Origin of the sequence: Mesorhizobium sp. WSM3868 (assembly GCF_002294785.1) — a bacterium.
Lineage (GTDB): Bacteria > Pseudomonadota > Alphaproteobacteria > Rhizobiales > Rhizobiaceae > Mesorhizobium.
The window spans coordinates 14,385-38,839 of record NZ_NSGB01000005.1 but is presented as its reverse complement, the minus strand read 5'-3'; the positions used below and the strand labels follow the sequence as shown (position 1 = coordinate 38,839).

The following is a 24,455-nucleotide window of genomic DNA, read 5'->3' as shown; positions in this document are numbered from 1 at the left end:
GGGAGTTTCCTGGTTCAAAGCGGATGCCCTGCCCTTGCGGGCAAGCAAAGTCCATGCCTGATAGGAAGACGGGCCGCCATACCCCAATGGCTTCTTCCAGTCAAGCGCAATCTTTGCTTGCCGGAGCGGCCTAGCTCACCGCCGCCGTGAGCACCTTCTCGATCTCCGCGGTCACCGCGTCGATGCTGGCCATGCCGTCAACGCTAATCAGCCTGCCTTTGGCATAGTAGTAGCCGGTCAGCGGCGCCGTCTTCTTGTAATATTCTCGCAGGCGCTCCTCGAACACCGCCGGGTTGTCGTCCTTGCGCACCGGCTGGCCGGCCGCCTTGGCATCCTCGGCCCGCTTGACGATGCGCCCGACCAGCGCCTTGTCGTCGACGACGAGCTCGATGACGCTGTCGAGCGCGATGTTGCGCTCGGCGAGCATGGCTTCGACGGCATCGGCCTGCACCAGCGTGCGCGGATAACCGTCGAGAATGAAGCCCCTGGCGCAGTCGGGCTGGTCGATCCGCTCGGCAACGATCGCATTGACGATCGCGTCCGATACCAGCTCGCCGGCATCCATCACCGCCTTGGCCCGCTTGCCGACTTCGGTTCCGGCCTGGACGGCGGCACGCAGCATATCTCCCGTCGAAAGCTGGGGTATGCCGTGTTTTTCTACCAGTCTCTGTGCTTGCGTCCCCTTGCCCGCTCCTGGCGGCCCAAGCAATATCAGCCTCATCTGCTCCTCTTACCCCCGCGCAACTTCGACTTCTTGATCAGGCCCTCATACTGGTGCGCGATCAGGTGACCCTGAATCTGCGCCACCGTGTCGAGCGTGACACTGACCACGATCAGAAGCGATGTGCCACCGAGATAGAAAGGTACGCCAGTCGCTGAAATCAGGAACTCAGGCAGCAGACACACCAGCACCAGATAGATGGCGCCGATGACGGTGATACGCGTCAGAACATAGTCGATATATTCGGCGGTGCGCTCGCCCGGACGATAGCCCGGGATGAAGCCGGAATGCTTCTTGAGCTGGTCGGCCGTGTCCTTCGGGTTGAAGACGATTGCCGTATAGAAGAAGGCGAAGAAAATGATCATCGCCGCATAGAACGCCATATAGAGCGGCTGGCCGTGGCCCAGCGCCGCCAGGACCGTGCTCGCCCAGGCAGGCAGGTTGGTGGTCTGCGAGAAGCCGGCAACCGTTGCCGGCAGCAACAGCAGCGAGGAGGCGAAGATCGGCGGGATGACGCCCGAGGTGTTGAGCTTCAGCGGCAAATGCGAGGTATCGCCCTGGAACATGCGGTTGCCGACCTGCCGCTTCGGATACTGGATGAGCAGGCGGCGCTGAGCGCGCTCGAAGAAGACGATGACGCCGATGACGACGACGGCGAGCACGATGATCGCGAGAATCAGGCTCGTGGACAGCGCACCGGTGCGGCCGAGTTCCAGCGTGCCTGAAATGGCGTGCGGCAGACCGGCGACGATGCCCGAGAAGATGATCAGCGAAATGCCGTTGCCGATGCCGCGCGCGGTGATTTGCTCGCCGAGCCACATCAGGAACATGGTGCCGCCGACAAGCGTGACGACGGTCGAGATGCGGAAGAACATGCCGGGATCGGTGACGATACCGTTGCCGCCCTCCAGCCCGACCGAAATGCCGTAGGCCTGCACCAAGGCCAGCAGCACGGTGCCGTAGCGCGTGTACTGGTTGATGATCTTGCGGCCCTGCTCGCCTTCCTTCTTGAGCGCTTCCAGCGACGGGATGACCGAGGTCATCAGCTGCATGATGATGGAGGCGGAGATGTAGGGCATGATGCCGAGCGCGAAGATCGCCATGCGCTGCACGGCGCCGCCGGCAAACATGTTGAACATGCCGAGCACGCCCTTGCTCTGCGAGGAGAAGGCCTGCGCGAAAGCGTCGGGATTGATCCCGGGAAGCGGGATGTAGGTGCCGAGGCGGTAGACGAGCAGCGCGCCGACGGTGAACCAGATGCGCTTCTTCAAATCCTCGGCCTTGGCGAAGGCCGCAAAATTCAGATTGGAGGCTAGTTGTTCAGCAGCCGAAGCCATGCCTGATTTTCTCCGCTAGAGCATGATGCCGAAAAAGTGTGAAGCGGTTTTCGGAAGACATCATGCTCTACTTCATTGATTTCTATGTCGCGCTCGATGCCCGCAGCTCAGGCGGCGCGTGTCACCGAAGCTCACGAGATAAGCTCCGGACCGTCAACATGCAAGCGGCCGCGTTGACGCGGCCGCCTAATTGATCAGATCAAAGCGCGGACGGGCGGCAAAAATGAAACCATACCCGCCGGCCGCGCTTCAAATCGCCGTTACTCGGCGGCGGCCGCTTCCGGCAGCTTCACCGAACCGCCGGCCTTCTCGATCTTCTCGATCGCAGCTTTGGAGGCGCCGGCGACGTCGAAGCTGAGCTTGGCCTTGAGCTCGCCGTCGGAGAGCACGCGCACGCCGTCCTTGGCGCGGCGGATGACGCCGGCAGCGATCAGGGTCTCAGCCGTCACGGTCTCCTTCGCGTCGAGCTTCTTGGCATCGACCGCAGCCTGGATGCGGGCAAGCGACACGACGGTGAAGCTCTTGGCGAACAGGTTGTTGAAGCCGCGCTTCGGCAGGCGCCGGTAAAGCGGCATCTGGCCGCCCTCGAAGCCGTTGATGGCAACGCCCGAGCGTGCCTTCTGGCCCTTGACGCCGCGACCGGCGGTCTTGCCAGAGCCGGAGCCGATGCCGCGACCGAGGCGCTTCCTGGAGTGCGTGGCGCCGTCCTTGTCACGCAGATCGTTGAGTTTCATGTTTCTGTCTCCTGCGCTTCCGTTCAGGCCTCGTCCACAACGCGGACGAGGTGCTGGACGGCGGCGATCATGCCGCGCACCGAAGGGGTGTCTTCCAGCGTGCGCCGCTTGTGCATCTTGTTGAGGCCGAGGCCGACCAGCGTCGCGCGCTGCTCCTTCGGCCGGCGGATCGGCGAACCGATCTGCTCGACGGTGATGGTCTTGGTAGCTTTCTTGGCCATGGTCGAAATCCCTGGTCAGCGTCGACTATTCTTCGGCCGCGACGGCGGTGCCGCGGCGGGCCTGAAGGGTCGAGTACTTGATGCCGCGCGCAGCAGCCACATCCTTCGGATGCATCTGGCTCTTCAGCGCGTCGAAGGTGGCGCGAACCATGTTGTAGGGGTTCGACGAACCCATCGACTTGGCGACCACGTCATGCATGCCGAGCGTCTCGAAGACGGCGCGCATCGGGCCGCCAGCGATGATGCCGGTACCCTGCTTGGCGGCGCGCAGCAGAACGCGTCCGGCGCCCCAGCGGCCCTCGACGTCGTGATGCAGCGTGCGGCCCGAACGCAGCGGCACGAAGATCATGTCGCGCTTGGCCGATTCGGTCGCCTTGCGGATCGCCTCCGGCACTTCGCGCGCCTTGCCGTGGCCGAAGCCGACGCGGCCCTTCTGGTCGCCGACGACGACGAGCGCGGCAAAGCCGAAGCGACGGCCGCCCTTCACCACCTTGGCGACGCGGTTGATGTGGACAAGCTTGTCCACCATGCCGTCGTCGCGCTCTTCGCGTTCACGCTCGCGGCCGCGGCCGCCTTCCCTACGTTCCTGTGCCATATCCTAGTCCTTGTTCTTTTCCGGAAGCACGGGTTGCTGTTTGCCGGCGCCTCTATCGACACCGGCGGTGAATTTCTCCTTTGCATGATCTTGTCCGAAAAGTCTGCAACTTTTCGGGATCATGCATTAGAAGCTCAGACCGCCTTCGCGGGCAGCCTCGGCCAGCGCCTTGACGCGGCCGTGATAGATGTACGGGCCACGATCGAAGACGACTTCCTTGACGCCGGCCTTCGACGCGCGCTCGGCGATCAGCTTGCCGACCGCGGCAGCAGCGGCGCTGTCGGCGCCGGTCTTGAGCGAGCCCTTCAGCTCCTTCTCCAGCGTCGAGGCGGCGGCCAGCGTGTGGCCCTTCGCGTCGTCGATGACCTGGACGTATATGTGCTTCGAGGTGCGATGCACCGAAAGCCGCGGCCGCTCGCCGGCGACCTTCTTGAGCTGGCGGCGCACGCGCTGCGCGCGGCGCTGGGTGGTTTCTTTGGGGCTAGCCATGATTCTGTTCCTTGCCTTCAGAAAACGGGGGCAACCGTGTGCGGTAGGCCAAGCCTCCCGCGGTCGCGCCCCGCGGCGATCAAAAGTCTTACTTCTTCTTGCCTTCCTTGCGGACGATCCGCTCGTCGGCATAGCGCACGCCCTTGCCCTTGTAGGGTTCGGGACCGCGATACTCGCGGATCTCGGCCGCGACCTGGCCGACCTGCTGCTTGTCGATGCCGGAGACCGTGATTTCGGTCGGCTTCGGCACCGAGATCGTGATGCCCTGCGGCGTCTCATAGACCACGTCGTGGCTGAAGCCGAGCGCCAGCTGCAGGTTCTTGCCCTGCATGGCGGCGCGATAGCCGACGCCGGTGATCTCGAGCTTCTTCTCGAAGCCGTCCTTGACGCCCTGCAGGATGTTGACGATCTGCGTGCGCGACATGCCCCACTTGGCGCGGGCGGTCTTGGTCTGGTCGCGCGGCTCGACCGAAATCTCGGCGCCTTCCATCTTGACCAGCACTTCGTCGTTGACCACGAACTTCAGCTCGCCCTTGGGGCCCTTGGCCGTCACGGTCTGGCCGTTGACGGTCGCGGAGACGCCCTGCGGCAGCGAAACGGGTTTCTTTCCGATACGAGACATTGTTGTCTCCTCTTCCTTTACTGCTGTGAATGGTGAATGGTGAAATGGCGAACGGCGCGGTCAAAAGTCCCGTGCAGTCTCACCATTCACTATTCACCATTGACCATTCACCCTTAGAAAATCTGGCAGAGGATCTCGCCGCCGACATTCTGCTCGCGCGCTTCGTGATCGGCCATGACGCCCTTCGGCGTCGAAAGGATGGCGATGCCGAGGCCGTTGGCGACATGCGGGATCGACTTGGCCGAGACATAGACGCGGCGGCCGGGCTTCGAGACGCGCTCGATTTCGCGCACGACCGGAGCGCCGTCGAAATACTTCAGCTCGATCTCGATTTCCGACTTGCCGTTCTCGAAATCGGTCTGGCTGTAGTCGCGGATATAGCCTTCCGACTTCAGCACTTCGAGGACGCGGGCGCGCAGACGCGAGGCCGGAGTCGAGACGCTCGACTTCTTGCGGCCATAGGCGTTGCGGATGCGGGTCAGCATATCGCCGAGAGGATCGCTCAATGACATCTCAGTGTCTCCTTACCAGCTCGACTTGACCAGGCCCGGGATCTGGCCGTTGTTGCCCAGATCGCGAAGCGCGATACGCGAAAGCTTGAGCTTGCGATAGTAGGCGCGCGGACGCCCCGTCACTTCGCAGCGGTTGCGGATGCGGATCTTGGCCGAGTTGCGCGGCAGCGCCGAAAGCTTCAACTGGGCGCGGAAACGCTCTTCCATCGGCTTGGACTGGTCCATGACGATTTCCTTGAGCGCCTTGCGCTTGGCGGCGTACTGACCGGCAAGCTTGCGGCGCCGGTTGTTCTTCTCGACTGAGCTGGTCTTTGCCATTTCAGATTTTTCCTTTTTCGCTGCCGTTACTGGCGGAAGGGGAAGTTGAAGGCCTTGAGCAGCGCCCTGGCCTCGTCATCCGTCTTCGCCGTCGTACAAACGATGACGTCCATGCCCCAGACCTGATCAACCTTGTCGTAGTTGATCTCCGGGAACACGATGTGCTCCTTGATGCCCATGGCGTAGTTGCCACGGCCGTCAAAGCTCTTCGGGTTGAGTCCGCGGAAGTCGCGAACGCGCGGCAGCGCGATGTTCACGAGGCGGTCGAGGAACTCGTACATCCGTTCCTTGCGCAGCGTGACCTTGGCGCCGATCGGCATGTTCTCGCGCACCTTGAAGCCCGCGATCGAGTTGCGGGCGCGGGTGACGACAGCCTTCTGGCCGGCGATCAGCGCGAGGTCCTCGGCCGCGACCGAGGGCTTCTTGGAATCGCCGGTCGCTTCACCGACGCCCATGTTCAGCACGATCTTGTCGATGCGCGGAACCTGCATCTCGTTGTCGTAGCCGAACTGCTCCTGCAGCGCCTTGCGGATGGTCTCCTGATAGACCTTCTTGAGGCGCGGCTCGTTCTTGGCAGCTGCCTGCTTGGTTTCAGCTTTAGCCATTGATGACTTCTCCCGAACGCTTGGCGACGCGCACCTTCTTGCCGTCCTTCTGGATGGCGAAGCCGACGCGGGTCGGCTTGCCGTCCTTGGGGTCGGCCAGCGCGATGTTCGACAGGTGGATCGGCGCTTCCTTGGTGATGATCCCGCCCTCTTGGGACTGGGTCTGCTTCTGGTGACGGCGAATGAGGTTCACGCCGCGGACCAGCGCGGTGTCTTCCTTCGGCTGCACCGACAGGACTTCGCCCGAACGGCCCTTGTCCTTGCCGGCAAGCACGACGACCTTGTCGCCTTTTCTGATCTTTTGCATGGGTCCGGCTCCTTACAGCACTTCAGGCGCGAGCGAGATGATCTTCATGTGGTTCTTGGCGCGAAGCTCGCGCGGAACCGGCCCGAAGATACGCGTGCCGATCGGCTCTTTCTTGTTGTCGACGAGAACGGCCGCGTTCTTGTCGAAACGGATCACGCTGCCGTCCGGACGGCGGATGTCCTTGGCCGTGCGAACCACGACCGCCTTCATCACATCGCCCTTCTTAACGCGGCCGCGCGGGATGGCTTCCTTGATCGACACCACGATGATGTCGCCGACGGAGGCATACTTCCGCTTCGAACCGCCCAGCACCTTGATGCACATGACACGACGGGCGCCGGAATTGTCCGCGACGTCGAGGTTTGTTTGCATCTGAATCATGACTGGCCGCCTTCTTCTTTTCTAACGGGACGGGCTTTCACCCCTCCCCGGTCTGTCCAAAATTCGTTTCGTTCGCCCGGATCAAGCCTGATCCGCGGTGATGACGACCCAGCGCTTGTCCTTGGAGATCGGCTTCGATTCCTGGATGAACACCTGGTCGCCGACCTTATGGGCGTTGTTCTCGTCATGCGCCTTGTACTTCTTGGTCAGGCGCACGGTCTTCTTCATCACGGGATGCGTGAAGCGCCGCTCGACCTTGACGACGACCGTCTTCTCGTTCTTGTCGCTGACGACGGTGCCCTGCAGGATGCGCTTTGGCATGGTTCTCGTCCTTAAGCCTTCTTGGCCGCGGCTTTTTCCGCGGCGATGGTCTTGATGCGCGCGATGTCCCTGCGGACCTGCTTCACGCGTGCGGTCTTCTCGAGCTGGCCGGTGGCCTTCTGGAAGCGCAGGTTGAACTGCTCCTTCTTGAGGGCGGCCAGGTCGTCGGCCAGCTGATCCTGGGTCTTGGTCCGGATGTCTTCGGCTTTCATGATCGCCTGTCCTTATTCTGCGATGCGCTGCACGAAGCGCGTCTTGACCGAGAGCTTGGCGGCGCCGAGACGCAGCGCCTCACGCGCTGTTTCTTCGCTGACGCCGTCGATCTCGAACATGATGCGGCCAGGCTTGACGCGCGCCGCCCAGTAGTCGACGGCGCCCTTGCCCTTACCCATGCGCACTTCGGTCGGCTTTGAGGTGACCGGCAGATCCGGGAACACCCGGATCCAGACGCGGCCGGCGCGCTTCATCTCGCGGGTGATCGCGCGGCGGGCCGCCTCGATCTCGCGCGCGGTGACGCGGTTCGGCTCAAGCGCCTTCAGCCCGAAACCGCCGAAATCCAGATTGGTGCCGCCCTTGGCGGTACCGTGGATACGGCCCTTGAACTGCTTGCGGAACTTTGTGCGCTTTGGCTGCAGCATCGTTCTAACTCCAAATTCTCAAATTTCTCAGGCGTTCTCGCGACGGCGACCGCGCTCACGCTCGCCGGTCTGACCGCCGTGATCGCCTTCCGTGGCGCGACGCTCCGACGCCATCGGGTCGTGCTCGAGGATCTCGCCCTTGAACACCCACACCTTGACGCCGCAGATGCCGTACGCCGTGTTCGCCTCGGCCGTGCCGTAGTCGACATCGGCGCGCAGCGTATGCAGCGGCACGCGGCCTTCGCGGTACCACTCCATGCGCGCGATTTCGGCGCCGCCGAGACGGCCGGAGCAGTTGATGCGGATGCCTTCGGCGCCGAGACGCATGGCCGACTGAACGGCGCGCTTCATGGCGCGACGGAACGCGATGCGGCGTTCGAGCTGCTGGGCGATCGACTGGGCGATCAGCGTGGCGTCGATTTCCGGCTTGCGCACTTCAACGATGTTGAGGTGCGTCTCGGACTTCGTCATCTCCATCAGCTTCCTGCGGAGCTTCTCGATGTCGGCGCCCTTCTTGCCGATGATCAGGCCCGGACGCGCGGCATGGATGGTGACGCGGCACTTCTTGTGCGGACGCTCGATCACGACCTTGGAGATCGCGGCCTGCTTGAGTTCCTTCTCGAGATACTTACGGATCTTGATGTCTTCATGCAGCAGCTGACCGTATTCGCCGGTGTTCGCGAACCAGCGCGAATCCCAGGTGCGGTTGATGCCGAGACGCAGCCCGATCGGATTGACTTTCTGGCCCATTATGCGGCCTCCCCTTTTTCCTCGACTTCACGAACGACGATCGTGAGGTGCGAGAACGGCTTTTCGATACGGCTGGCGCGACCACGGCCACGCGCGTGGAAACGCTTCATGACGATCGACTTGCCGACATAGGCTTCCGATACGATCAGCGCGTCGACATCAAGGTCGTGGTTGTTTTCCGCGTTGGCGATCGCGGACTCCAGCGTCTTCTTGACCGTGCCGGAAATCCGCTTGGCCGAGAATTCGAGGTCGGAAAGCGCTGTCGCGACCTTCTTGCCGCGGATCAGCGCGGCAACCAGGTTCAGCTTCTGCGGGCTGATACGGATGGTGCGCAGAACGGCGCGCGCCTCGTTGTCAGCAAGCCTGCGCGGAGCTTTGGCCTTGCCCATGATTATTTCCTCTTCGCCTTCTTATCCGCGCCATGACCGTAATAGGTCCGGGTCGGAGCGAATTCACCGAACTTGTGGCCGACCATGTCCTCGTTCACCGAGACGGGAACGTGCTTCTGGCCGTTGTAGACACCGAAGGTGAAGCCGACGAACTGCGGCAGGATGGTGGAGCGACGGCTCCACATCTTGATCACCTCATTGCGACCGCCTTCACGAACCTTGTCCACCTTCTTGAGAAGGTAGCCGTCGATGAAGGGGCCTTTCCAAATCGAACGAGTCACGTGGCGTTACCTCTTCTTAGCTCTTGCGCTGATGGCGCGAGCGCACGATGAACTTGTCGGTCGCCTTGTTGGACCGCGTCTTCTTGCCCTTGGTCGGCTTGCCCCAGGGCGAAACCGGGTGACGGCCACCCGAGGTGCGGCCTTCGCCACCACCGTGCGGATGATCGACCGGGTTCATGGCCACGCCGCGATTGTGCGGGCGCTTGCCACGCCACACCGTGCGGCCGGCCTTGCCGTCGTTGATGTTGCCGTGATCGGGGTTCGACACGGCGCCGACGGTGGCCATGCACGAGCCGTGCACGACGCGCTGCTCGCCCGAGTTGAGGCGCAGGATCGCCATGCCCTGGTCGCGGCCGACGAGCTGGGCGTAACCGCCGGCCGAACGGGCGACCTGGCCGCCCTTGCCCGGCTTCAGCTCAATATTGTGGACGATCGTGCCGACCGGCATCGAGGCCAGCGGCATCGCGTTGCCCGGCTTCACGTCGACCGCTTCGCCGGCCACGATCTTGTCGCCGGCAGCCAGACGCTGCGGCGCCAGGATGTAGGACAGCTCGCCGTCGTCATACTTGATCAGGGCGATGAAGGCGGTGCGGTTCGGATCGTATTCGATGCGCTCGACCGTGCCGACGACGTCGTACTTCTTACGCTTGAAGTCGATGATGCGGTACGAACGCTTGTGACCGCCGCCGATGAAGCGGGCCGTGATGCGGCCGTAATTATTGCGGCCGCCCGACTTGGTCAGGCCTTCGGTCAGGCCCTTGACGGGCTTGCCCTTGTAGAGGCCCGAGCGGTCGACGATGACCAGCTGACGGGTGCTCGGCGTTACCGGGTTGAATTTCTTGAGTGCCATTGTCCTGTCCTCGCGGCCTTGCTCAGAGACCCGTCGCGACGTCGATCGACTGGCCGTCGGCCAGCGTCACAACCGCCTTCTTGACGTCGCCCTGGCGGCCAACCGTGCCGCGGAAGCGCTTGATCTTGCCCTTACGGACGAGCGTGTTCACGGCCGTAACCTTGACCCCGAAGAGAGCTTCCACGGCGGCCTTGATTTCCGGCTTCGACGCCTTCTTGGCGACATTGAAGACGACCTGGTTCTGCTCGGAAGCCATGGTCGACTTTTCGGTGATCGCCGGCGAGACGATCACGTCGTAATGACGGAGGTCGGTCATTTGAAGCGCTCCTCGAGAGCCTCGACGGCGGCCTTCGAAAGGACCAGCGTGCCGCGGCGCAGAATGTCGTAGACGTTGATGCCCTGGATCGGCAGCACGTCGATGTTGGGAATGTTGGTCGCCGCCAGCTTGAAGTTCTGGTCAAGCTCGGCGCCGCCGATCACCAGGGCATTGGTGAGCCCGAGCGTCTCGAGGCTCGCCACCAGCGCCTTGGTCTTGGCTTCGGCGAGCTTCAGCTCGTCGACGATGATCAGCGAAGCGCTCTTGGCCTTGGCCGAGAGAGCGTGCTTCAGGCCCAGCGCGCGCACCTTCTTCGGCAGCTCGTGCTCATGGCTGCGCACGACCGGGCCGTGCGCCTTGCCACCGCCGCGGAACTGCGGAGCGCGAGCCGAATGGTGACGGGCGCGGCCCGTACCCTTCTGCTTGTACATCTTGGCGCCGGTGCGCGCGATCTCGGCGCGGCCCTTGGCCTTGTGCGTGCCCTGCTGCTTCTTGGCCAGCTGCCAGCGCACGACGCGCTGCAGGATGTCCTCACGCGGGTCAAGGCCGAAGATCTCCTCGGAGAGCTTTACCTTGCCAGCGTCCTTGCCGCCGAGGGTTGTGATCTTGAGGTCCATTATTCCGCTCCCTCATTGGCCGGGGCATCGTTCTTGGCGGCAGCGGCACGGATCGCGGCTGGCTTCGGCGCGTTGGCCGGCAGCGCAACCTTGGCCGCGTCACGGACCAGGATCCAGGCGCCCTTCACTCCCGGGACGGCGCCGCGGATCAGGATCAGGCCGCGGTCGGCATCGGTCGAGACGACCTCGACATTCTGGGTGGTGACGCGGACGTCGCCCATGTGGCCGGCCATCTTCTTGCCCTTGAACACCTTACCGGGGTCCTGGCGCTGACCGGTCGAGCCGTGCGTGCGGTGCGAGACCGAGTTACCGTGCGTGGCGCGGCCGCCACCCATGTTGTGCCGCTTGATCACGCCCTGGAAACCCTTGCCGGTCGAGGTGCCCGTCACGTCGACCTTCTGGCCGGCGACGAAGTGCTCGACGGTGAGCTCGGCGCCGACGTCGATCATGTTGTCGGCGGAGACGCGGAACTCGGCGAGCTTCGCCTTCGGCTCGACGGAGGCGGCAGCGAAATGGCCGCGCATCGCCTTCGACGTGTTCTTCACCTTGGCAAGGCCAACGCCGAGCTGGACGGCGGTGTAGCCGTTCTTCTCCTGCGTGCGCTGCGCCACGACCTGGCAGTTCTCCATCTGGAGAACGGTGACGGGAACGTGTTCCCCGGCATCGTTATAGATGCGGGTCATTCCCACCTTCTTTGCAATCACACCTGAACGCATCGGTTCAATTCCTTTAGAGTTCCCTGTCGGGGCTGACGCCCCTCCACGCCTCTTGCTTCCTTCAGAGTTCCGGGTCGCCCCGCCCTCTTGTTCCTTAGAGCTTGATCTCGACGTCGACACCGGCGGCCAGATCGAGCTTCATCAGAGCATCGACCGTCTGCGGGGTCGGATCGACGATGTCGAGCAGTCGCTTGTGGGTGCGCATCTCGAACTGCTCGCGGCTCTTCTTGTCGACGTGAGGCGACCGGTTGACCGTGAACTTTTCGATCCGCGTCGGCAGCGGAATGGGGCCGCGGACGTTGGCGCCGGTGCGCTTGGCGGTCGACACGATTTCGCGCGTCGAGGCGTCGAGCACCCGGTGGTCAAACGCCTTAAGGCGGATGCGGATATTCTGTCCGTTCATGCGTCAATTCCTTGTTCTGGCGCGGCGCGGGCAGCCCCGCGCCCGCGACAGATCCGTTTCGTCCAGTTATTCTTTGATGGTGACGACGATGCCGGCACCGACGGTGCGGCCGCCTTCACGGATGGCGAAGCGCAGCTTCTCTTCCATGGCGATCGGCACGATCAGCTCGACGTCGACGGTGATGTTGTCGCCGGGCATCACCATCTCGGTGCCGGCCGGCAGCGTCACGATGCCGGTCACGTCGGTGGTGCGGAAGTAGAACTGCGGACGGTAGTTGGTGAAGAACGGCGTGTGACGGCCGCCCTCGTCCTTGGTCAGGATGTAGGCTTCGGCCACGAACTTCTTGTGCGGCTTCACCGAACCCGGCTTGGCCAGAACCTGGCCGCGCTCGACACCCTCGCGGTCGATGCCGCGCAAGAGCGCGCCGATGTTGTCGCCGGCCTGGCCCTGGTCGAGCAGCTTGCGGAACATCTCGACGCCCGTGCAGGTGGTCTTGGCCGTCGGACGGATGCCGACGATCTCCAATTCCTCGCCGACCTTGACCACGCCGCGCTCGACGCGGCCGGTCACGACCGTGCCGCGGCCCGAGATCGAGAACACGTCCTCGATCGGCATCAGGAACGGCTTGTCCAGCGGACGGACCGGCGTCGGGATGTAGGCGTCGACCTGCGCCATCAGCTCGCGGATGGCGTCCTCGCCGATGGTCTTGTTCGAATCTTCGAGCGCAGCCAGAGCCGAACCCTTGACGATCGGAATGTCGTCGCCGGGGAACTCGTTCTTGGTCAGCAGTTCGCGAACCTCGAGCTCGACCAGCTCGAGCAGCTCGGCGTCGTCGACCTGGTCGACCTTGTTCAGGAACACCACGATCGAGGGCACGCCGACCTGGCGGGCCAAAAGGATGTGCTCGCGGGTCTGCGGCATCGGGCCGTCGGCGGCCGAAACCACCAGGATCGCGCCGTCCATCTGCGCGGCGCCGGTGATCATGTTCTTCACATAGTCGGCATGGCCGGGGCAGTCGACATGGGCGTAGTGACGGTTGGCCGTCTCATACTCGACATGCGCCGTCGAGATGGTGATGCCGCGCGCCTTCTCTTCCGGCGCCGCGTCGATCTGGTCATAGCGCTTGTATTCGCCAAAATACTTCGTGATCGCCGCCGTCAGCGACGTCTTGCCATGATCGACGTGGCCGATCGTGCCAATGTTCACATGCGGCTTGGTGCGCTCGAATTTACCTTTTGCCACTGTATTTCTCCGTCTTTACTCATCCCGCTCGGGGAAATTGATATTCGCTCCAGCCGAACCGGAAACGCGCAAGAGCCGCGGCTCCGGTGGCACAGGCATTCTCACGCGTACTTTTTCTGGACTTCCTGGGCCACCGCCGTAGGGACCGGCTCATAGTGGTCGAACTGCATCGTGTACTGGGCGCGGCCCTGCGACATCGAACGCAGATTGTCGACGTACTTGAACATGTTGGCCAAAGGCACCATCGCGTTGATGACGACTGCCACGCCACGCGCTTCCTGGCCCTGGATCTGGCCGCGACGGCCGTTGAGGTCACCGATAACGCCGCCGACATAGTCTTCCGGCGTCACGACCTCGACCTTCATGATCGGCTCCAGCAGCTGCACGCCGAGCCTCGGGGCCGCTTCCTTGAAGCAGGCGCGGGAGGCAATTTCGAACGCCAGCACCGAGGAGTCGACGTCGTGGAAGGCGCCGTCGATCAGCGTCGCCTTGACACCGATCATCGGGAAGCCGGCAAACGGGCCGGAACCCATGACGCTCTGGATGCCCTTCTCGACGCCGGGGATGTATTCCTTCGGCACCGCGCCGCCGACGATCTTGGACTCGAACAGGAACTCTTCGCTCTCGGTGTTCGGCTCGAACACGATCTTGACGCGAGCGAACTGGCCGGTGCCGCCCGTCTGCTTCTTGTGCGTGTAGTCCTGCTCGTGGGTCCGGGTGATCGTCTCGCGATAGGCCACCTGCGGAGCGCCGACATTGGCTTCCACCTTGAACTCGCGGCGCATGCGGTCGACGATGATGTCGAGATGCAGCTCGCCCATGCCGGCGATGATGGTCTGGCCGCTTTCCTCGTCGGTCTTGACGCGGAAGGACGGATCCTCTGCCGCCAGGCGATGCAGCGCGAGGCCCATCTTTTCCTGGTCGTTCTTGGTCTTCGGCTCGATGGCGATCTGGATGACCGGATCGGGGAATTCCATGCGCTCGAGGATGACCGGATGCAGCGGATCGCAGAGCGTGTCGCCGGTCGTCGTGTCCTTGAGGCCGGCCAGCGCGACGATGTCGCCGGCATAGGCTTCCTCGATATCGGCGCGCGAATTCGCATGCATCTGCAACATGCGGCCGATGCGCTCCTTCTTGCCCTTCACGGTGTTGTCGAGCGAGGTGCCCTTGGTGAGCTTGCCCGAGTAGATGCGAGCGAAGGTCAGCGAGCCGACGAACGGGTCGTTCATGATCTTGAACGCCAGCATCGACAGCGGCTCGTTGTCGTCGGCATGACGCTCGATCTCGGCGTCGGTCTTGGCGTCGACACCCTTGATGGCCGGCACGTCGATCGGCGACGGCAGGTATTCGACAACGGCGTCCAGCAGCGGCTGCACGCCCTTGTTCTTGAAGGCCGAGCCGCAGAACATCGGGAAGAACTTGACCGCGATGGTGCCCTTGCGGATCAGCGCACGGATCTCGTCGTTCGACGGCATGTTGCCTTCGAGGTAATTCTCGAGCGCGGTCTCGTCCATCTCGACGGCGGCCTCGATCATCTTCTCGCGATACTGAGCGGCCTTGTCCTTGAGGTCGGCCGGGATCTCGACGACGTCCCAGGCAGCGCCCAGTGTCTCGTCGCGCCAGACCAGCGCGTTCATTTCGACGAGGTCGACGACGCCCTTGAACTCGGTCTCGGCGCCGATCGGCAGCTGCATGACAACGGCCTGCGCGCCGAGGCGCGAGCCGATCATTTCCACCGAGCGGTAGAAGTCGGCGCCGATCTTGTCCATCTTGTTGCAGAAGATCATGCGCGGCACGTGGTACTTGTCGGCCTGGCGCCACACGGTCTCGGTCTGCGGCTCGACGCCGGCGTTGGCATCGAGCAGCGCGATGGCGCCGTCGAGCACGCGCAGCGAGCGCTCGACCTCGATGGTGAAGTCGACGTGTCCGGGAGTGTCGATGATGTTGAAGCGGCGCATCTTGCCGTCACGACCCTTCCAGAAGGTCGTGGTCGCGGCCGAGGTGATGGTGATGCCGCGTTCCTGCTCCTGCTCCATCCAGTCCATGGTGGCAGCGCCGTCATGGACTTCGCCGATCTTGTGCGACTTGCCCGTGTAGTACAGGACGCGCTCGGTCGTCGTCGTCTTGCCGGCGTCGATATGCGCCATGATACCGAAATTGCGGTAGTCTTCGATTTTGTATTCGCGGGCCATGGGAGGTGCCTCTCAGTCTCGTTCGCGCTTTACCAGCGGTAGTGCGCGAAGGCGCGGTTGGCTTCCGCCATCTTGTGGGTGTCTTCACGCTTCTTGACGGCCGTGCCGCGGTTGTTGGCCGCGTCCATCAGCTCGCCCGAGAGGCGGTCGACCATCGTAGTCTCGTTGCGGTTGCGTGCGGCGGCGATCAGCCAGCGGATGGCCAGCGCCTGGCGGCGCTCGGGGCGCACGTCCACCGGAACCTGGTAGGTGGCGCCGCCGACGCGACGCGAACGCACTTCCACATGCGGCGCGACATTGTCGAGCGCCTGGTGGAAGACAGCGACCGGCTCCTGCTTGGTCTTGGCCTGGACCTGGTCCAGCGCGCCGTAGACGATGGTCTCGGCGACCGACTTCTTGCCGTCATACATGACGGCGTTCATGAACTTGGTGACGACCAGATCGCCGAACTTGGGGTCCGGATTGATCTCACGCTTTTCTGCACTGTGACGACGGGACATGGCTCTTGTCTCTCAATCTCGTGGCACGGCGCAGTCAAAAAAAGCGCCGAAGCCGGAAACCCTTACTTCGGACGCTTGGCACCGTATTTCGAACGGCGCTGCTTGCGGTTCTTCACACCCTGGGTGTCGAGCACGCCGCGGATGATGTGATAGCGGACGCCCGGCAGATCCTTGACGCGGCCGCCACGGATCATGACCACCGAGTGCTCCTGAAGGTTATGGCCTTCGCCCGGGATGTAGCCGATCACTTCGAAACCATTGGTCAGACGGATCTTGGCCACCTTGCGCAGCGCCGAGTTCGGCTTCTTCGGCGTCGTCGTGTAGACGCGCGTGCAGACGCCCCGCTTCTGCGGGTTCTGCTGCATGGCCGGGACCTTGTTGCGCTTCACCGGCGCCAGGCGCGGCTTGCGGATCAGCTGGTTGACGGTAGGCATTAAACCCTCTTGTCTCTCAATTCCGTGTCTTGCCCTGTCAGGGCCGCTCAAAGCGTCATTTCCATACGCGAATTCGGGCAACACACCGCGCCTCGCGGTCCTGCCCGAACAAATTGCAGAGGAAGCGGAAGCCGCTTCATGCGCGCCGGAGATGTCTTTTCGCTCGTAAAACGAACCCTGTTTGAGGCAAACTCCAAGGCGCGTCGCCTCGGAAAAGCAAGTCTCACATCGGTTCTGACGTGGCGGCTTCTACTCGCAAGCCCCCTATCCGTCAACCCCGGAACGGCAAATATTGCGCCCGATCCGGAGCTTGGCAGCCATGCGGAAAACGCATGTAATTTTCTTGCGTCTTTTTTCAAGAGCGAGGAAGAAAGTGACCCGCTTTCGCCTGTCATCTCGGCCGGCTTCGTGCAAATAAGGCGGCATGAATGGCAAAACTCCCCGCTTCCGGAGGAATCAGCCCGTGAACGACAACGAGGAGCGCCCGGTCACCATCATCACCGGCCGGGTGTGGCGGCGAAAAGGCGGCAAGCCGGAAGGCGTGCATGTGATGCTGGTCGCGCCCGACGATGATTCTGCCGTCCGCCGCGCGCTCGAATCGCTCGCCGCCGAAGGATTCGCCGAAGCCGAGCTCGACCAGATCGGCGACATGGAAGGCACCCCCGACGAAGAGCCGCATCTGTCCGCCTATCAGGGCGCGCTGGAGGGCGAAGTCTCGATCGTTACCTTCGACGAGCCGAGCTGATCCCGTGAGGGATCGCGAGATTGCGATTTCGTCCAGGCTTGCCGGGCACCGTTGTCCTGCCTAAGAACACCTACTTCTTCCATCCCTCGGAGTCCCAATGACCAGCAACCCCCTCAGGATCGGTATCGTCGGCGTGGGAAAGATCGTCCGCGACCAGCATCTTCCGGCACTGGCCAAGGACAGCAGTTATCAGCTTGCGGCCGCCGCCAGCCGCCATGGCAAGGTGGACGGCATCCCGAACTATCCGACGATCGAGGCGATGCTCGAGGCCGAGCCGGGCCTGGAAGCCGTCTCGCTCTGCATGCCGCCGCAGTTCCGCTATGACGCCGCGCGCACCGCGCTCGACGCCGGAAAGCACGTCTTCATGGAGAAGCCGCCGGGCGCCACCGTCAGCGAGGTCGAGCACCTGAAGGCGATTGCCGCGAAGAAAGGCGTTTCGCTTTTCGCCAGCTGGCATTCGCGCTACGCGCCGGCGGTCGAGGCCGCGCGCGCCCTCCTGGCTTCGGCCAGAATCGACTCGGCGGCGATCAACTGGAAGGAAGACGTGCGCCGCTGGCACCCGAACCAGGAATGGATCTGGGCGCCGGGCGGTTTCGGCGTGTTCGATCCCGGCATCAACGCGCTATCGATCGCTACCCACATCTTGCCGCCGATGTTCATCACCTCGGCCGTGCTCGACTTCCCCGAGAACCGCGCCTCGCCGGTCGCGGCGCATGTCACCTTCCGCACCTCGAACGGGCTCCCGGTGACGATGGAACTCGACTGGCTGCAGACCGGTCCGCAGAGCTGGGACATCCTGGCCGAGACCGACGAGGGCAAGATGGTGCTTTCGGGCGGCGGCGCAAAGCTCGCCGTCGACGGCAAGATCATCCATGACGAGCCGGAAGCCGAATATCCGATGCTCTACAAGCGTTTCGCCGAGATTGTCCGCGCCGGCATCTGCGACGTCGACCTGGCCCCGCTCCAGCACGTCGCCGACGCCTTCATGCTCGGCAAGCGCAATGTGGTCGAGCCTTTCTTCGATTGAACCAGTAATGATCGGGCGTCAGGCTGCGGAGCCATTCAAGTTGCTGCCAAGTCGATCGATGTACATTTCATGGCCGCCGAGTTCGACACGAATCAGGTCTCCGAAGTCTTCAGCCTTGTCGTAAATTGGTTTGATGATCCAGTTCATCGAACGATCGAGGAACCCATACTTCCCATTGAGCTTGGCCTCGGCGAGACCATTGAATAGCGGCCAGGCGACGTCGAGAACCGGCTCAAACACCCACACGCCTTGCATATTCAGGAAGCCAAATCGATCGTGGTACTCGACGGGAGCCACGCCTGCGGAGCACTGGAGCGCGCCTTGGAAACCCGGCTCTATGATCCACGCGCCCGTACTGTCAATAAAACCCCATCGTTCGTGTTCGAGAATGATGTCATCGCCGGGGTCGCCCCGTTGTGCACACGCAAATCCTTCGGAGAAGCGCCCCGCGCGATGAAACTTTGGCTCGATAGCCCATTTCGCATCTTGGTCGATATAGCCTTCAAGATATCCCCGGGTATCAGTCATGACGCCGGCAGCGGCAAGCCCGCTCACAGGATCACGTACTGAAAGGCTTCTGAAGGCCGGCGGAACATTCCAGCTACCGCTGGCGTCGAGGCAGCCAAAGAGGCCGTTTGAGAGTTTTGCGATTGCCTCGCCGCCATAGAACGCGCCGATCATCCCGTAGACGGGCGGAATGACCCAATTCCCGGCAAAATTTACGCAGCCGTACCTTCCCTCAAGAATGACGCTGCAGAGGCCTGACGAAAACCATGACATGGACGAGAACTGCGGCTTGATGATCCAGTTTCCCGCATCGTCGATAAGGCCCCATTTTCCAGCCACCTGCGCACGCACCGGGCCTTCCCCGTACGTGTTCAGCGCGTTTGTTGCCCTCGGAGCAGCCAACCAATCGCCTTGCTTGTTCAGAACTCCCCAGCGATCGCCCAGAAGTGCGCCGGCTCTGCAGCTGTGGAAATAGGTAGCCTTGTCAAATGTTGGCTTGATGGCCCAATCGCCATTGCGATCGATGTATCCGGTCTTGCCATTTGACTTAGAGCGCAATGGCCACAACTCTTGATGGCTTTGGAAAGTGACCATGACCAATTCCAGTCGGACCAAAAAAAGCTTAGCGGTTTCTCGTATCAAATTGCAATGCGCTGGCCGCCCATATGTTCAATCGACGATCGCTATCGCAAATCCGTCATAGCCCTTGGCGCCGACGGTCTGGATGGCGGTGCCGTCCAGCCGCTTCTCCTGCCCGATGAATGAGAGCGCTGCGCGGGCACCGACGACGTATTCGTCGCGGCCGTCATCCTTCAGCACGGCGCCGTCGCGGATGACATTGTCGCAGACTATCACCGTTCCGGAGCGCGACAGCCGCATGGCCCAGCTGAGATAATTCGGGTTGTTCGGCTTGTCGGCGTCGATGAAGATCAGGTCGAACGGACCGGTATTTTCGCTGACCAAGGCTGCTAGCGATTGAAGAGCTGGCCCGAGCCGCAGATCCACCTTGTCGGAAACCCCTGCCCGCTCGAAGTTCGAGCGCGCGACCCTGGCACGGTGCGGCTCAAGCTCCAGCGTCACTACTCTGCCATCGGCAGGCAGGCCCCTTGCCATCCAGATGGTCGAGTAACCACCGAGCGTGCCGATCTCGAGCACCTTCCTTTGCGCCGCGAATCCGCACCAGAAGCGAAAGCAATTTGCCCTGCGCGGCCGAGACGTCGATCGCCGGCAGGCCCTGCTCGCGGTTCGCCGCAAGCACCGCGTCTAGCGCGGGATCCGCATCGAAAAGAGAGGAGACGATGTAGTCGTCGACAGCTGTCCAGGTCCTGGCGCTCATGGTTTTTCCTCGTTCATAACCCGAATGAAAAAAGGGGCCACGCGGGCCCCTTTTCTTTCTCTCATTGCATCCGCGCTTACTGCGCGGCGTTGACCATGTTGGTCAGCATCGGCTCGGCGACCTCGACACCGGAGGCCTTGCGGCGCTCGTCGATGATGAGCTCGTCGCGCGAGGTGGCGATGCGCCTTATTTGGCTCATCGTGCCGCCCGTGCCCGCCGGGATCAGGCGGCCGACGATGACGTTCTCCTTCAGACCCTGCAGCATGTCGGTCTTACCGGCGACCGCGGCTTCCGTCAGCACCCTGGTCGTCTCCTGGAAGGACGCGGCCGAGATGAAGGACGGCGTCTGCAGCGAGGCCTTGGTGATGCCGAGCAGCACCGGCTGACCTTCGGCCGGCTTCTTGCCGTCCTCGATCAACCGCTCGTTGACCTCTTCCAGCTCGATCACGTCGACGTGGTCGCCCGGAATGTAGGTCGAGTCGCCCTGCGTGGTGATCTCGACCTTCTGCAGCATCTGGCGAACGATCACCTCGATGTGCTTGTCGTTGATCGACACGCCCTGCAGGCGGTAGACCTCCTGGATCTCGTTGACGAGGTAGGACGCAAGCGCCTCCACGCCCTTGATCGCGAGGATGTCGTGCGGCGCCGGGTTGCCGTCGAGGATGTAGTCGCCCTTCTCGATGACGTCGCCGTCCTGCAGATGGAACGGCTTGCCCTTCGGGATCAGGTACTCGACCGGCTCCAGCGTCGAGTCGTGCGGCTCGATGATGATGCGGCGCTTGTTCTTGTAGTCGCGGCCGAAGCGGACCGTGCCGTCGATCTCGGCGATGATGGCGTGATCCTTCGGACGGCGAGCCTCGAACAATTCGGCCACCCGCGGCAGACCGCCGGTGATGTCCTTGGTCTTGGCGCTTTCCATCGGGATACGCGCAAGCACGTCGCCCGGACGGACATGCGCGCCCGGCTCGACCGAGAGAATGGCCTCGACCGAGAGCAGGAAACGTGCATCGCCGCCCTTCGACAGCTTGCCCACCTTGCCCTTGGCGTCCTGCACGACGATCGCCGGCTTCAGGTCGCTGCCGCGCGGCGTCGAACGCCAGTCGATGACCTCACGCTTGGTGATGCCGGTCGACTCGTCGGCCGTCTCCTGAACGGAGATGCCGTCGACCAGATCCTCGAACGCCACCTTGCCCTCGATTTCGGTGAGGATCGGGCGGGTGTAAGGATCCCACTCGGCGATGCGCTGCCCGCGCTTCACCTTGTCGCCGTCATCCACGAAGATGCGCGAGCCGTAGGCGACGCGGTGCGTGGCGCGTTCCTTGCCGGCCTCGTCGAGGATCAGAACCGCCATGTTGCGGCCCATCACCATCTGCTGACCTTCGGAATTGCGCACCACGTTGCGGTTGCGGATCTCGACCTTGCCCTCATAGGAGGCTTCGAGGAACGAAGAATCCACCACCTGCGCGGTGCCGCCCATGTGGAAGGTGCGCATGGTGAGCTGGGTGCCCGGCTCGCCGATCGACTGCGCCGCGATGACGCCGACGGCCTCGCCCTGGTTGACGGGCGTGCCGCGGGCAAGATCGCGACCGTAGCAGACCGCGCAGACGCCGGTCCTGACCTCGCAGGTCAGCGCCGAGCGGATGCGTACCGACTGCACGCCGGCCTTCTCGATCTGCTCCACGTCACGCTCGTCCATCAGCTTGCCGGCCTTGACCAGCACTTCGCCCGAGACCGGGTGGTTGATGTCATCGAGCGCCGTGCGGCCGAGCACGCGTTGACCGACCGAGGCGACGATCTGACCGGCATCGACGATCGGCTGCATGGTGAGGCCCTTGTCGGTGCCGCAATCCAGCGAATTGACGATGCAGTCCTGCGCCACGTCGACCAGACGGCGGGTCAGGTACCCCGAGTTCGCCGTCTTCAAGGCGGTGTCGGCCAGACCCTTGCGGGCGCCGTGGGTCGAGTTGAAGTACTCGAGCACGGTGAGGCCTTCCTTGAAGTTCGAGATGATCGGCGTCTCGATGATCTCACCCGAAGGCTTGGCCATCAGGCCGCGCATGCCGGCGAGCTGGCGCATCTGGGTGGGCGAACCGCGCGCACCCGAATGCGACATCATATAGATCGAGTTCATCGGCTTCTGACGGCCGTTTTCCTCGAACTCGACCGCCTTGATGCGGGCCATCATCTCGTCGGCGACCTTCTCCGAGCACTTGGCCCAGGCGTCGACCACCTTGTTGTACTTCTCGCCCTGCGTGATCAGGCCGTCATTGTACTGCTGCTCGTACTCCTTGGCCAAAGCCTCGGTATCGGAGACCAGCTTCAGCTTGGTGTCCGGAATCACCATGTCGTCCTTGCCGAACGAAATGCCGGCGCGGCAGGCATGCGCAAAGCCGAGAGCCATGATGCGGTCGCAGAAGATGACCGTCTCCTTCTGGCCGCAGTGGCGGTAGACGGTGTCGATCATCTTGGAGATGTTCTTCTTGGTCATCTCCTGGTTGGCGATGTCGTACGGTACGTTGACGTTCTTCGGCAGAAGCTCGCCGATGATCATGCGGCCGGGCGTGGTTTCATAGATCTTCGACACCGTCTTGCCTTCGGCATCGACGGTGCGGAAGCGGCCCTTGATCTTGGCGTGCAGGGTCACCGCCTTGGTCTCCAGCGCATGCTGGAGCTCGCCCATGTCGGCGAACACCATGCCTTCGCCCGGCTCGTTCTGGTTGACAATCGACAGATAGTAGAGACCGAGAACCATGTCCTGCGACGGCACGATGATCGGCGCGCCGGAGGCCGGGTGCAGGATGTTGTTGGTCGACATCATCAGCACGCGCGCTTCGAGCTGCGCTTCCAGGGACAGCGGCACATGGACCGCCATCTGGTCGCCGTCGAAGTCGGCATTGAAGGCCGTGCAGACCAGCGGATGCAGCTGGATCGCCTTGCCTTCGATCAGGATCGGCTCGAACGCCTGGATGCCGAGGCGGTGCAGCGTCGGCGCGCGGTTCAAGAGCACCGGATGCTCGCGGATGACCTCGTCGAGGATATCCCAGACCTCCGGACGCTCCTTCTCGACCAGCTTCTTCGCCTGCTTGACGGTCGAGGAGAAACCCTTGGCATCGAGGCGGGCGTAGATGAAGGGCTTGAACAGCTCCAGCGCCATCTTCTTCGGCAGGCCGCACTGATGCAGCTTGAGTTCCGGACCGGTCACAATGACCGAGCGGCCAGAATAGTCGACACGCTTGCCGAGCAGGTTCTGGCGGAACCGACCCTGCTTGCCCTTGAGCATGTCGGACAGCGACTTCAGCGGACGCTTGTTGGCGCCGGTGATGACGCGGCCGCGGCGGCCGTTGTCGAACAGCGCGTCGACGGCCTCCTGCAGCATGCGCTTTTCATTGCGCACGATGATGCCGGGCGCGCGCAGCTCGATCAGCCGCTTCAAACGATTGTTGCGGTTGATGACGCGGCGATAGAGGTCGTTGAGGTCGGACGTGGCGAAGCGGCCGCCGTCCAGCGGGACCAGCGGGCGCAGGTCCGGCGGGATCACCGGGACGACCTTCATGATCATCCATTCCGGACGGTTGCCGGATTCCATGAAGTTCTCGACGACCTTGAGCCGCTTCAGAAGCTTCTTCTGCTTCAGCTCGGACGAGGTCGAAGCCAGCTCCGAGCGCAGATCGCCGGCGATCTTCTCCAGATCCATGCCGGCCAACAGGTCATGGATGGCCTCGGCGCCGATCATGGCGGTGAAAGAGTCCTCGCCATACTCGTCGACGGCCAGCATGTACTCTTCCTCGCTGAGCAGCTGGTGCTCCTTCAGCGCGGTGAGGCCAGGCTCGGTGACGATGTAGTTCTCGAAGTAGAGGACGCGCTCGATATCCTTCAGCGTCATGTCGAGCAGCGTGCCGATGCGCGAAGGCAACGACTTCAGGAACCAGATATGGGCGACGGGGGCGGCGAGCTCGATATGGCCCATGCGCTCGCGGCGGACGCGCGACAGCGTGACTTCGACGCCGCACTTTTCGCAGATGACGCCCTTGTACTTCATGCGCTTGTACTTGCCGCACAGGCACTCGTAGTCCTTGATCGGACCAAAAATGCGCGCGCAGAACAGACCGTCACGCTCCGGCTTGAAGGTGCGGTAGTTGATGGTCTCCGGCTTTTTGATCTCACCGAACGACCAGGACAGAATCTTCTCAGGGCTGGCGAGCGAGATCCGGATGGAATCGAACACCTGCGCAGGCGCCTGGGGGTTGAAGAGATTCATGACCTCTTGGTTCATGCCGTTCTCCTTTTCGGGGTCCTCGAAAACCCCTTGCATCGAGCGCGGGCCGAATGCCCGCAGACTGGCCGGCCTG

General features: G+C 62.9%; 31 protein-coding genes and 1 pseudogene. 2 read left to right on the top strand and 30 right to left on the bottom strand.

From position 1 onward, the window contains the following. Positions 1-130: 130 nt before the first annotated feature. The 27 genes from CK221_RS10140 to rpsL all read right to left on the bottom strand — a co-directional run bounded on the left by CK221_RS10140 (position 131) and on the right by rpsL (position 16,491). Positions 131-721 (bottom strand): adenylate kinase, encoded by a 591-nt coding sequence (locus CK221_RS10140; RefSeq protein ID WP_095777624.1) that lies wholly within the window; start codon positions 719-721, stop codon positions 131-133. Further along, positions 718-2,058, bottom strand: coding sequence for a preprotein translocase subunit SecY (gene secY, locus CK221_RS10135; protein ID WP_066989608.1), 1,341 nt, complete (start codon positions 2,056-2,058; stop codon positions 718-720). The genes CK221_RS10140 and secY overlap by 4 nt, the downstream gene beginning before the upstream one ends. A gap of 260 nt (positions 2,059-2,318) precedes the next feature. Continuing rightward, complete coding sequence (gene rplO / locus CK221_RS10130; RefSeq protein WP_066989606.1) at positions 2,319-2,792, bottom strand: 50S ribosomal protein L15; 474 nt, start codon at positions 2,790-2,792, stop codon at positions 2,319-2,321. A 23-nt stretch (positions 2,793-2,815) separates the two neighbouring features. Further along, a complete protein-coding gene (gene rpmD / locus CK221_RS10125) occupies positions 2,816-3,013 on the bottom strand; it encodes a 50S ribosomal protein L30 (protein WP_027170355.1) in 198 nt (65 codons plus the stop codon). A gap of 25 nt (positions 3,014-3,038) precedes the next feature. Next, positions 3,039-3,608, bottom strand: coding sequence for a 30S ribosomal protein S5 (rpsE, locus tag CK221_RS10120; RefSeq protein ID WP_027046810.1), 570 nt, complete (start codon positions 3,606-3,608; stop codon positions 3,039-3,041). A 126-nt stretch (positions 3,609-3,734) separates the two neighbouring features. Then, positions 3,735-4,097: a 50S ribosomal protein L18 gene (gene rplR / locus CK221_RS10115; protein WP_066989604.1), complete on the bottom strand. Its 363-nt coding sequence runs from the start codon at positions 4,095-4,097 to the stop codon at positions 3,735-3,737. 88 nt (positions 4,098-4,185) lie between these two features. Continuing rightward, the gene (gene rplF / locus CK221_RS10110; RefSeq protein WP_067321468.1) at positions 4,186-4,719 is read right to left on the bottom strand and encodes a 50S ribosomal protein L6; all 534 of its coding nucleotides are present in this window, start codon (positions 4,717-4,719) and stop codon (positions 4,186-4,188) included. Between the two features lie 113 nt (positions 4,720-4,832). After that, positions 4,833-5,231, bottom strand: coding sequence for a 30S ribosomal protein S8 (gene rpsH / locus CK221_RS10105; RefSeq protein WP_066989600.1), 399 nt, complete (start codon positions 5,229-5,231; stop codon positions 4,833-4,835). Between the two features lie 12 nt (positions 5,232-5,243). After that, the gene (rpsN, locus tag CK221_RS10100; RefSeq protein WP_095777623.1) at positions 5,244-5,549 is read right to left on the bottom strand and encodes a 30S ribosomal protein S14; all 306 of its coding nucleotides are present in this window, start codon (positions 5,547-5,549) and stop codon (positions 5,244-5,246) included. 26 nt (positions 5,550-5,575) lie between these two features. Continuing rightward, a complete protein-coding gene (rplE, locus tag CK221_RS10095) occupies positions 5,576-6,154 on the bottom strand; it encodes a 50S ribosomal protein L5 (protein WP_095777622.1) in 579 nt (192 codons plus the stop codon). Beyond that, positions 6,147-6,461 carry a 50S ribosomal protein L24 gene (gene rplX / locus CK221_RS10090; RefSeq protein ID WP_059188493.1) on the bottom strand — a complete coding sequence of 105 codons (315 nt, stop codon included), beginning with the start codon at positions 6,459-6,461 and terminating at the stop codon, positions 6,147-6,149. Before rplX ends, rplE begins: the two co-directional genes overlap by 8 nt. A 12-nt stretch (positions 6,462-6,473) precedes the next feature. Next, entirely contained in the window at positions 6,474-6,842 is a 369-nt protein-coding gene (gene rplN / locus CK221_RS10085; RefSeq protein ID WP_006205457.1) for a 50S ribosomal protein L14, read from the bottom strand. An 81-nt stretch (positions 6,843-6,923) separates the two neighbouring features. Next, on the bottom strand, positions 6,924-7,163 hold the full coding sequence (gene rpsQ, locus CK221_RS10080) for a 30S ribosomal protein S17 (protein WP_040970380.1): 240 nt from the start codon (positions 7,161-7,163) through the stop codon (positions 6,924-6,926). Positions 7,164-7,174: 11 nt separating this feature from the next. Further along, the gene (gene rpmC, locus CK221_RS10075) at positions 7,175-7,375 is read right to left on the bottom strand and encodes a 50S ribosomal protein L29 (RefSeq protein WP_040970379.1); all 201 of its coding nucleotides are present in this window, start codon (positions 7,373-7,375) and stop codon (positions 7,175-7,177) included. A gap of 12 nt (positions 7,376-7,387) precedes the next feature. Then, the gene (gene rplP / locus CK221_RS10070) at positions 7,388-7,801 is read right to left on the bottom strand and encodes a 50S ribosomal protein L16 (RefSeq protein ID WP_027170364.1); all 414 of its coding nucleotides are present in this window, start codon (positions 7,799-7,801) and stop codon (positions 7,388-7,390) included. A 27-nt stretch (positions 7,802-7,828) separates the two neighbouring features. After that, the gene (gene rpsC / locus CK221_RS10065) at positions 7,829-8,551 is read right to left on the bottom strand and encodes a 30S ribosomal protein S3 (RefSeq protein ID WP_066989596.1); all 723 of its coding nucleotides are present in this window, start codon (positions 8,549-8,551) and stop codon (positions 7,829-7,831) included. Then, on the bottom strand, positions 8,551-8,940 hold the full coding sequence (gene rplV, locus CK221_RS10060; RefSeq protein WP_066989594.1) for a 50S ribosomal protein L22: 390 nt from the start codon (positions 8,938-8,940) through the stop codon (positions 8,551-8,553). The genes rpsC and rplV overlap by 1 nt, the downstream gene beginning before the upstream one ends. Before the next feature lie 2 nt (positions 8,941-8,942). Next, positions 8,943-9,221 (bottom strand): 30S ribosomal protein S19, encoded by a 279-nt coding sequence (gene rpsS, locus CK221_RS10055; protein ID WP_006205463.1) that lies wholly within the window; start codon positions 9,219-9,221, stop codon positions 8,943-8,945. Positions 9,222-9,237: 16 nt separating this feature from the next. Then, a complete protein-coding gene (gene rplB / locus CK221_RS10050; RefSeq protein WP_040970375.1) occupies positions 9,238-10,071 on the bottom strand; it encodes a 50S ribosomal protein L2 in 834 nt (277 codons plus the stop codon). A gap of 22 nt (positions 10,072-10,093) precedes the next feature. Next, positions 10,094-10,387, bottom strand: coding sequence for a 50S ribosomal protein L23 (locus CK221_RS10045; RefSeq protein WP_040983033.1), 294 nt, complete (start codon positions 10,385-10,387; stop codon positions 10,094-10,096). Beyond that, positions 10,384-11,004: a 50S ribosomal protein L4 gene (gene rplD / locus CK221_RS10040; RefSeq protein WP_066989592.1), complete on the bottom strand. Its 621-nt coding sequence runs from the start codon at positions 11,002-11,004 to the stop codon at positions 10,384-10,386. The genes CK221_RS10045 and rplD overlap by 4 nt, the downstream gene beginning before the upstream one ends. Continuing rightward, positions 11,004-11,720, bottom strand: coding sequence for a 50S ribosomal protein L3 (gene rplC / locus CK221_RS10035; RefSeq protein ID WP_067321479.1), 717 nt, complete (start codon positions 11,718-11,720; stop codon positions 11,004-11,006). Before rplC ends, rplD begins: the two co-directional genes overlap by 1 nt. A gap of 94 nt (positions 11,721-11,814) precedes the next feature. Next, positions 11,815-12,123 (bottom strand): 30S ribosomal protein S10, encoded by a 309-nt coding sequence (gene rpsJ, locus CK221_RS10030; protein ID WP_006205468.1) that lies wholly within the window; start codon positions 12,121-12,123, stop codon positions 11,815-11,817. Between the two features lie 66 nt (positions 12,124-12,189). Further along, on the bottom strand, positions 12,190-13,365 hold the full coding sequence (tuf, locus tag CK221_RS10025; protein ID WP_066989565.1) for an elongation factor Tu: 1,176 nt from the start codon (positions 13,363-13,365) through the stop codon (positions 12,190-12,192). Positions 13,366-13,466: 101 nt separating this feature from the next. Then, positions 13,467-15,557: an elongation factor G gene (gene fusA, locus CK221_RS10020; RefSeq protein WP_067321482.1), complete on the bottom strand. Its 2,091-nt coding sequence runs from the start codon at positions 15,555-15,557 to the stop codon at positions 13,467-13,469. A gap of 29 nt (positions 15,558-15,586) precedes the next feature. Next, complete coding sequence (gene rpsG, locus CK221_RS10015; protein ID WP_041003106.1) at positions 15,587-16,057, bottom strand: 30S ribosomal protein S7; 471 nt, start codon at positions 16,055-16,057, stop codon at positions 15,587-15,589. A gap of 62 nt (positions 16,058-16,119) precedes the next feature. Beyond that, on the bottom strand, positions 16,120-16,491 hold the full coding sequence (rpsL, locus tag CK221_RS10010; protein WP_006202128.1) for a 30S ribosomal protein S12: 372 nt from the start codon (positions 16,489-16,491) through the stop codon (positions 16,120-16,122). A gap of 463 nt (positions 16,492-16,954) precedes the next feature. Here rpsL and CK221_RS10005 point away from each other — a divergent pair, with 463 nt between their 5' ends. Together CK221_RS10005 and CK221_RS10000 are read left to right on the top strand one after the other, a co-directional pair. Continuing rightward, the gene (locus CK221_RS10005) at positions 16,955-17,236 is read left to right on the top strand and encodes a transcriptional regulator (protein WP_066989908.1); all 282 of its coding nucleotides are present in this window, start codon (positions 16,955-16,957) and stop codon (positions 17,234-17,236) included. A 97-nt stretch (positions 17,237-17,333) separates the two neighbouring features. After that, complete coding sequence (locus tag CK221_RS10000; RefSeq protein ID WP_095777621.1) at positions 17,334-18,263, top strand: Gfo/Idh/MocA family oxidoreductase; 930 nt, start codon at positions 17,334-17,336, stop codon at positions 18,261-18,263. An 18-nt stretch (positions 18,264-18,281) separates the two neighbouring features. Here the strand turns inward: CK221_RS10000 and CK221_RS09995 are convergent, their stop codons facing one another. The 3 genes and pseudogenes from CK221_RS09995 to rpoC form a co-directional block, all read right to left on the bottom strand. Further along, positions 18,282-19,364, bottom strand: coding sequence for a WG repeat-containing protein (locus CK221_RS09995; RefSeq protein WP_095777620.1), 1,083 nt, complete (start codon positions 19,362-19,364; stop codon positions 18,282-18,284). 75 nt (positions 19,365-19,439) lie between these two features. Continuing rightward, positions 19,440-20,106 (bottom strand): annotated as a pseudogene (locus CK221_RS09990) (O-methyltransferase). Between the two features lie 76 nt (positions 20,107-20,182). Beyond that, positions 20,183-24,379 carry a DNA-directed RNA polymerase subunit beta' gene (gene rpoC / locus CK221_RS09985; RefSeq protein ID WP_066989905.1) on the bottom strand — a complete coding sequence of 1,399 codons (4,197 nt, stop codon included), beginning with the start codon at positions 24,377-24,379 and terminating at the stop codon, positions 20,183-20,185. Positions 24,380-24,455 lie beyond the last annotated feature (76 nt).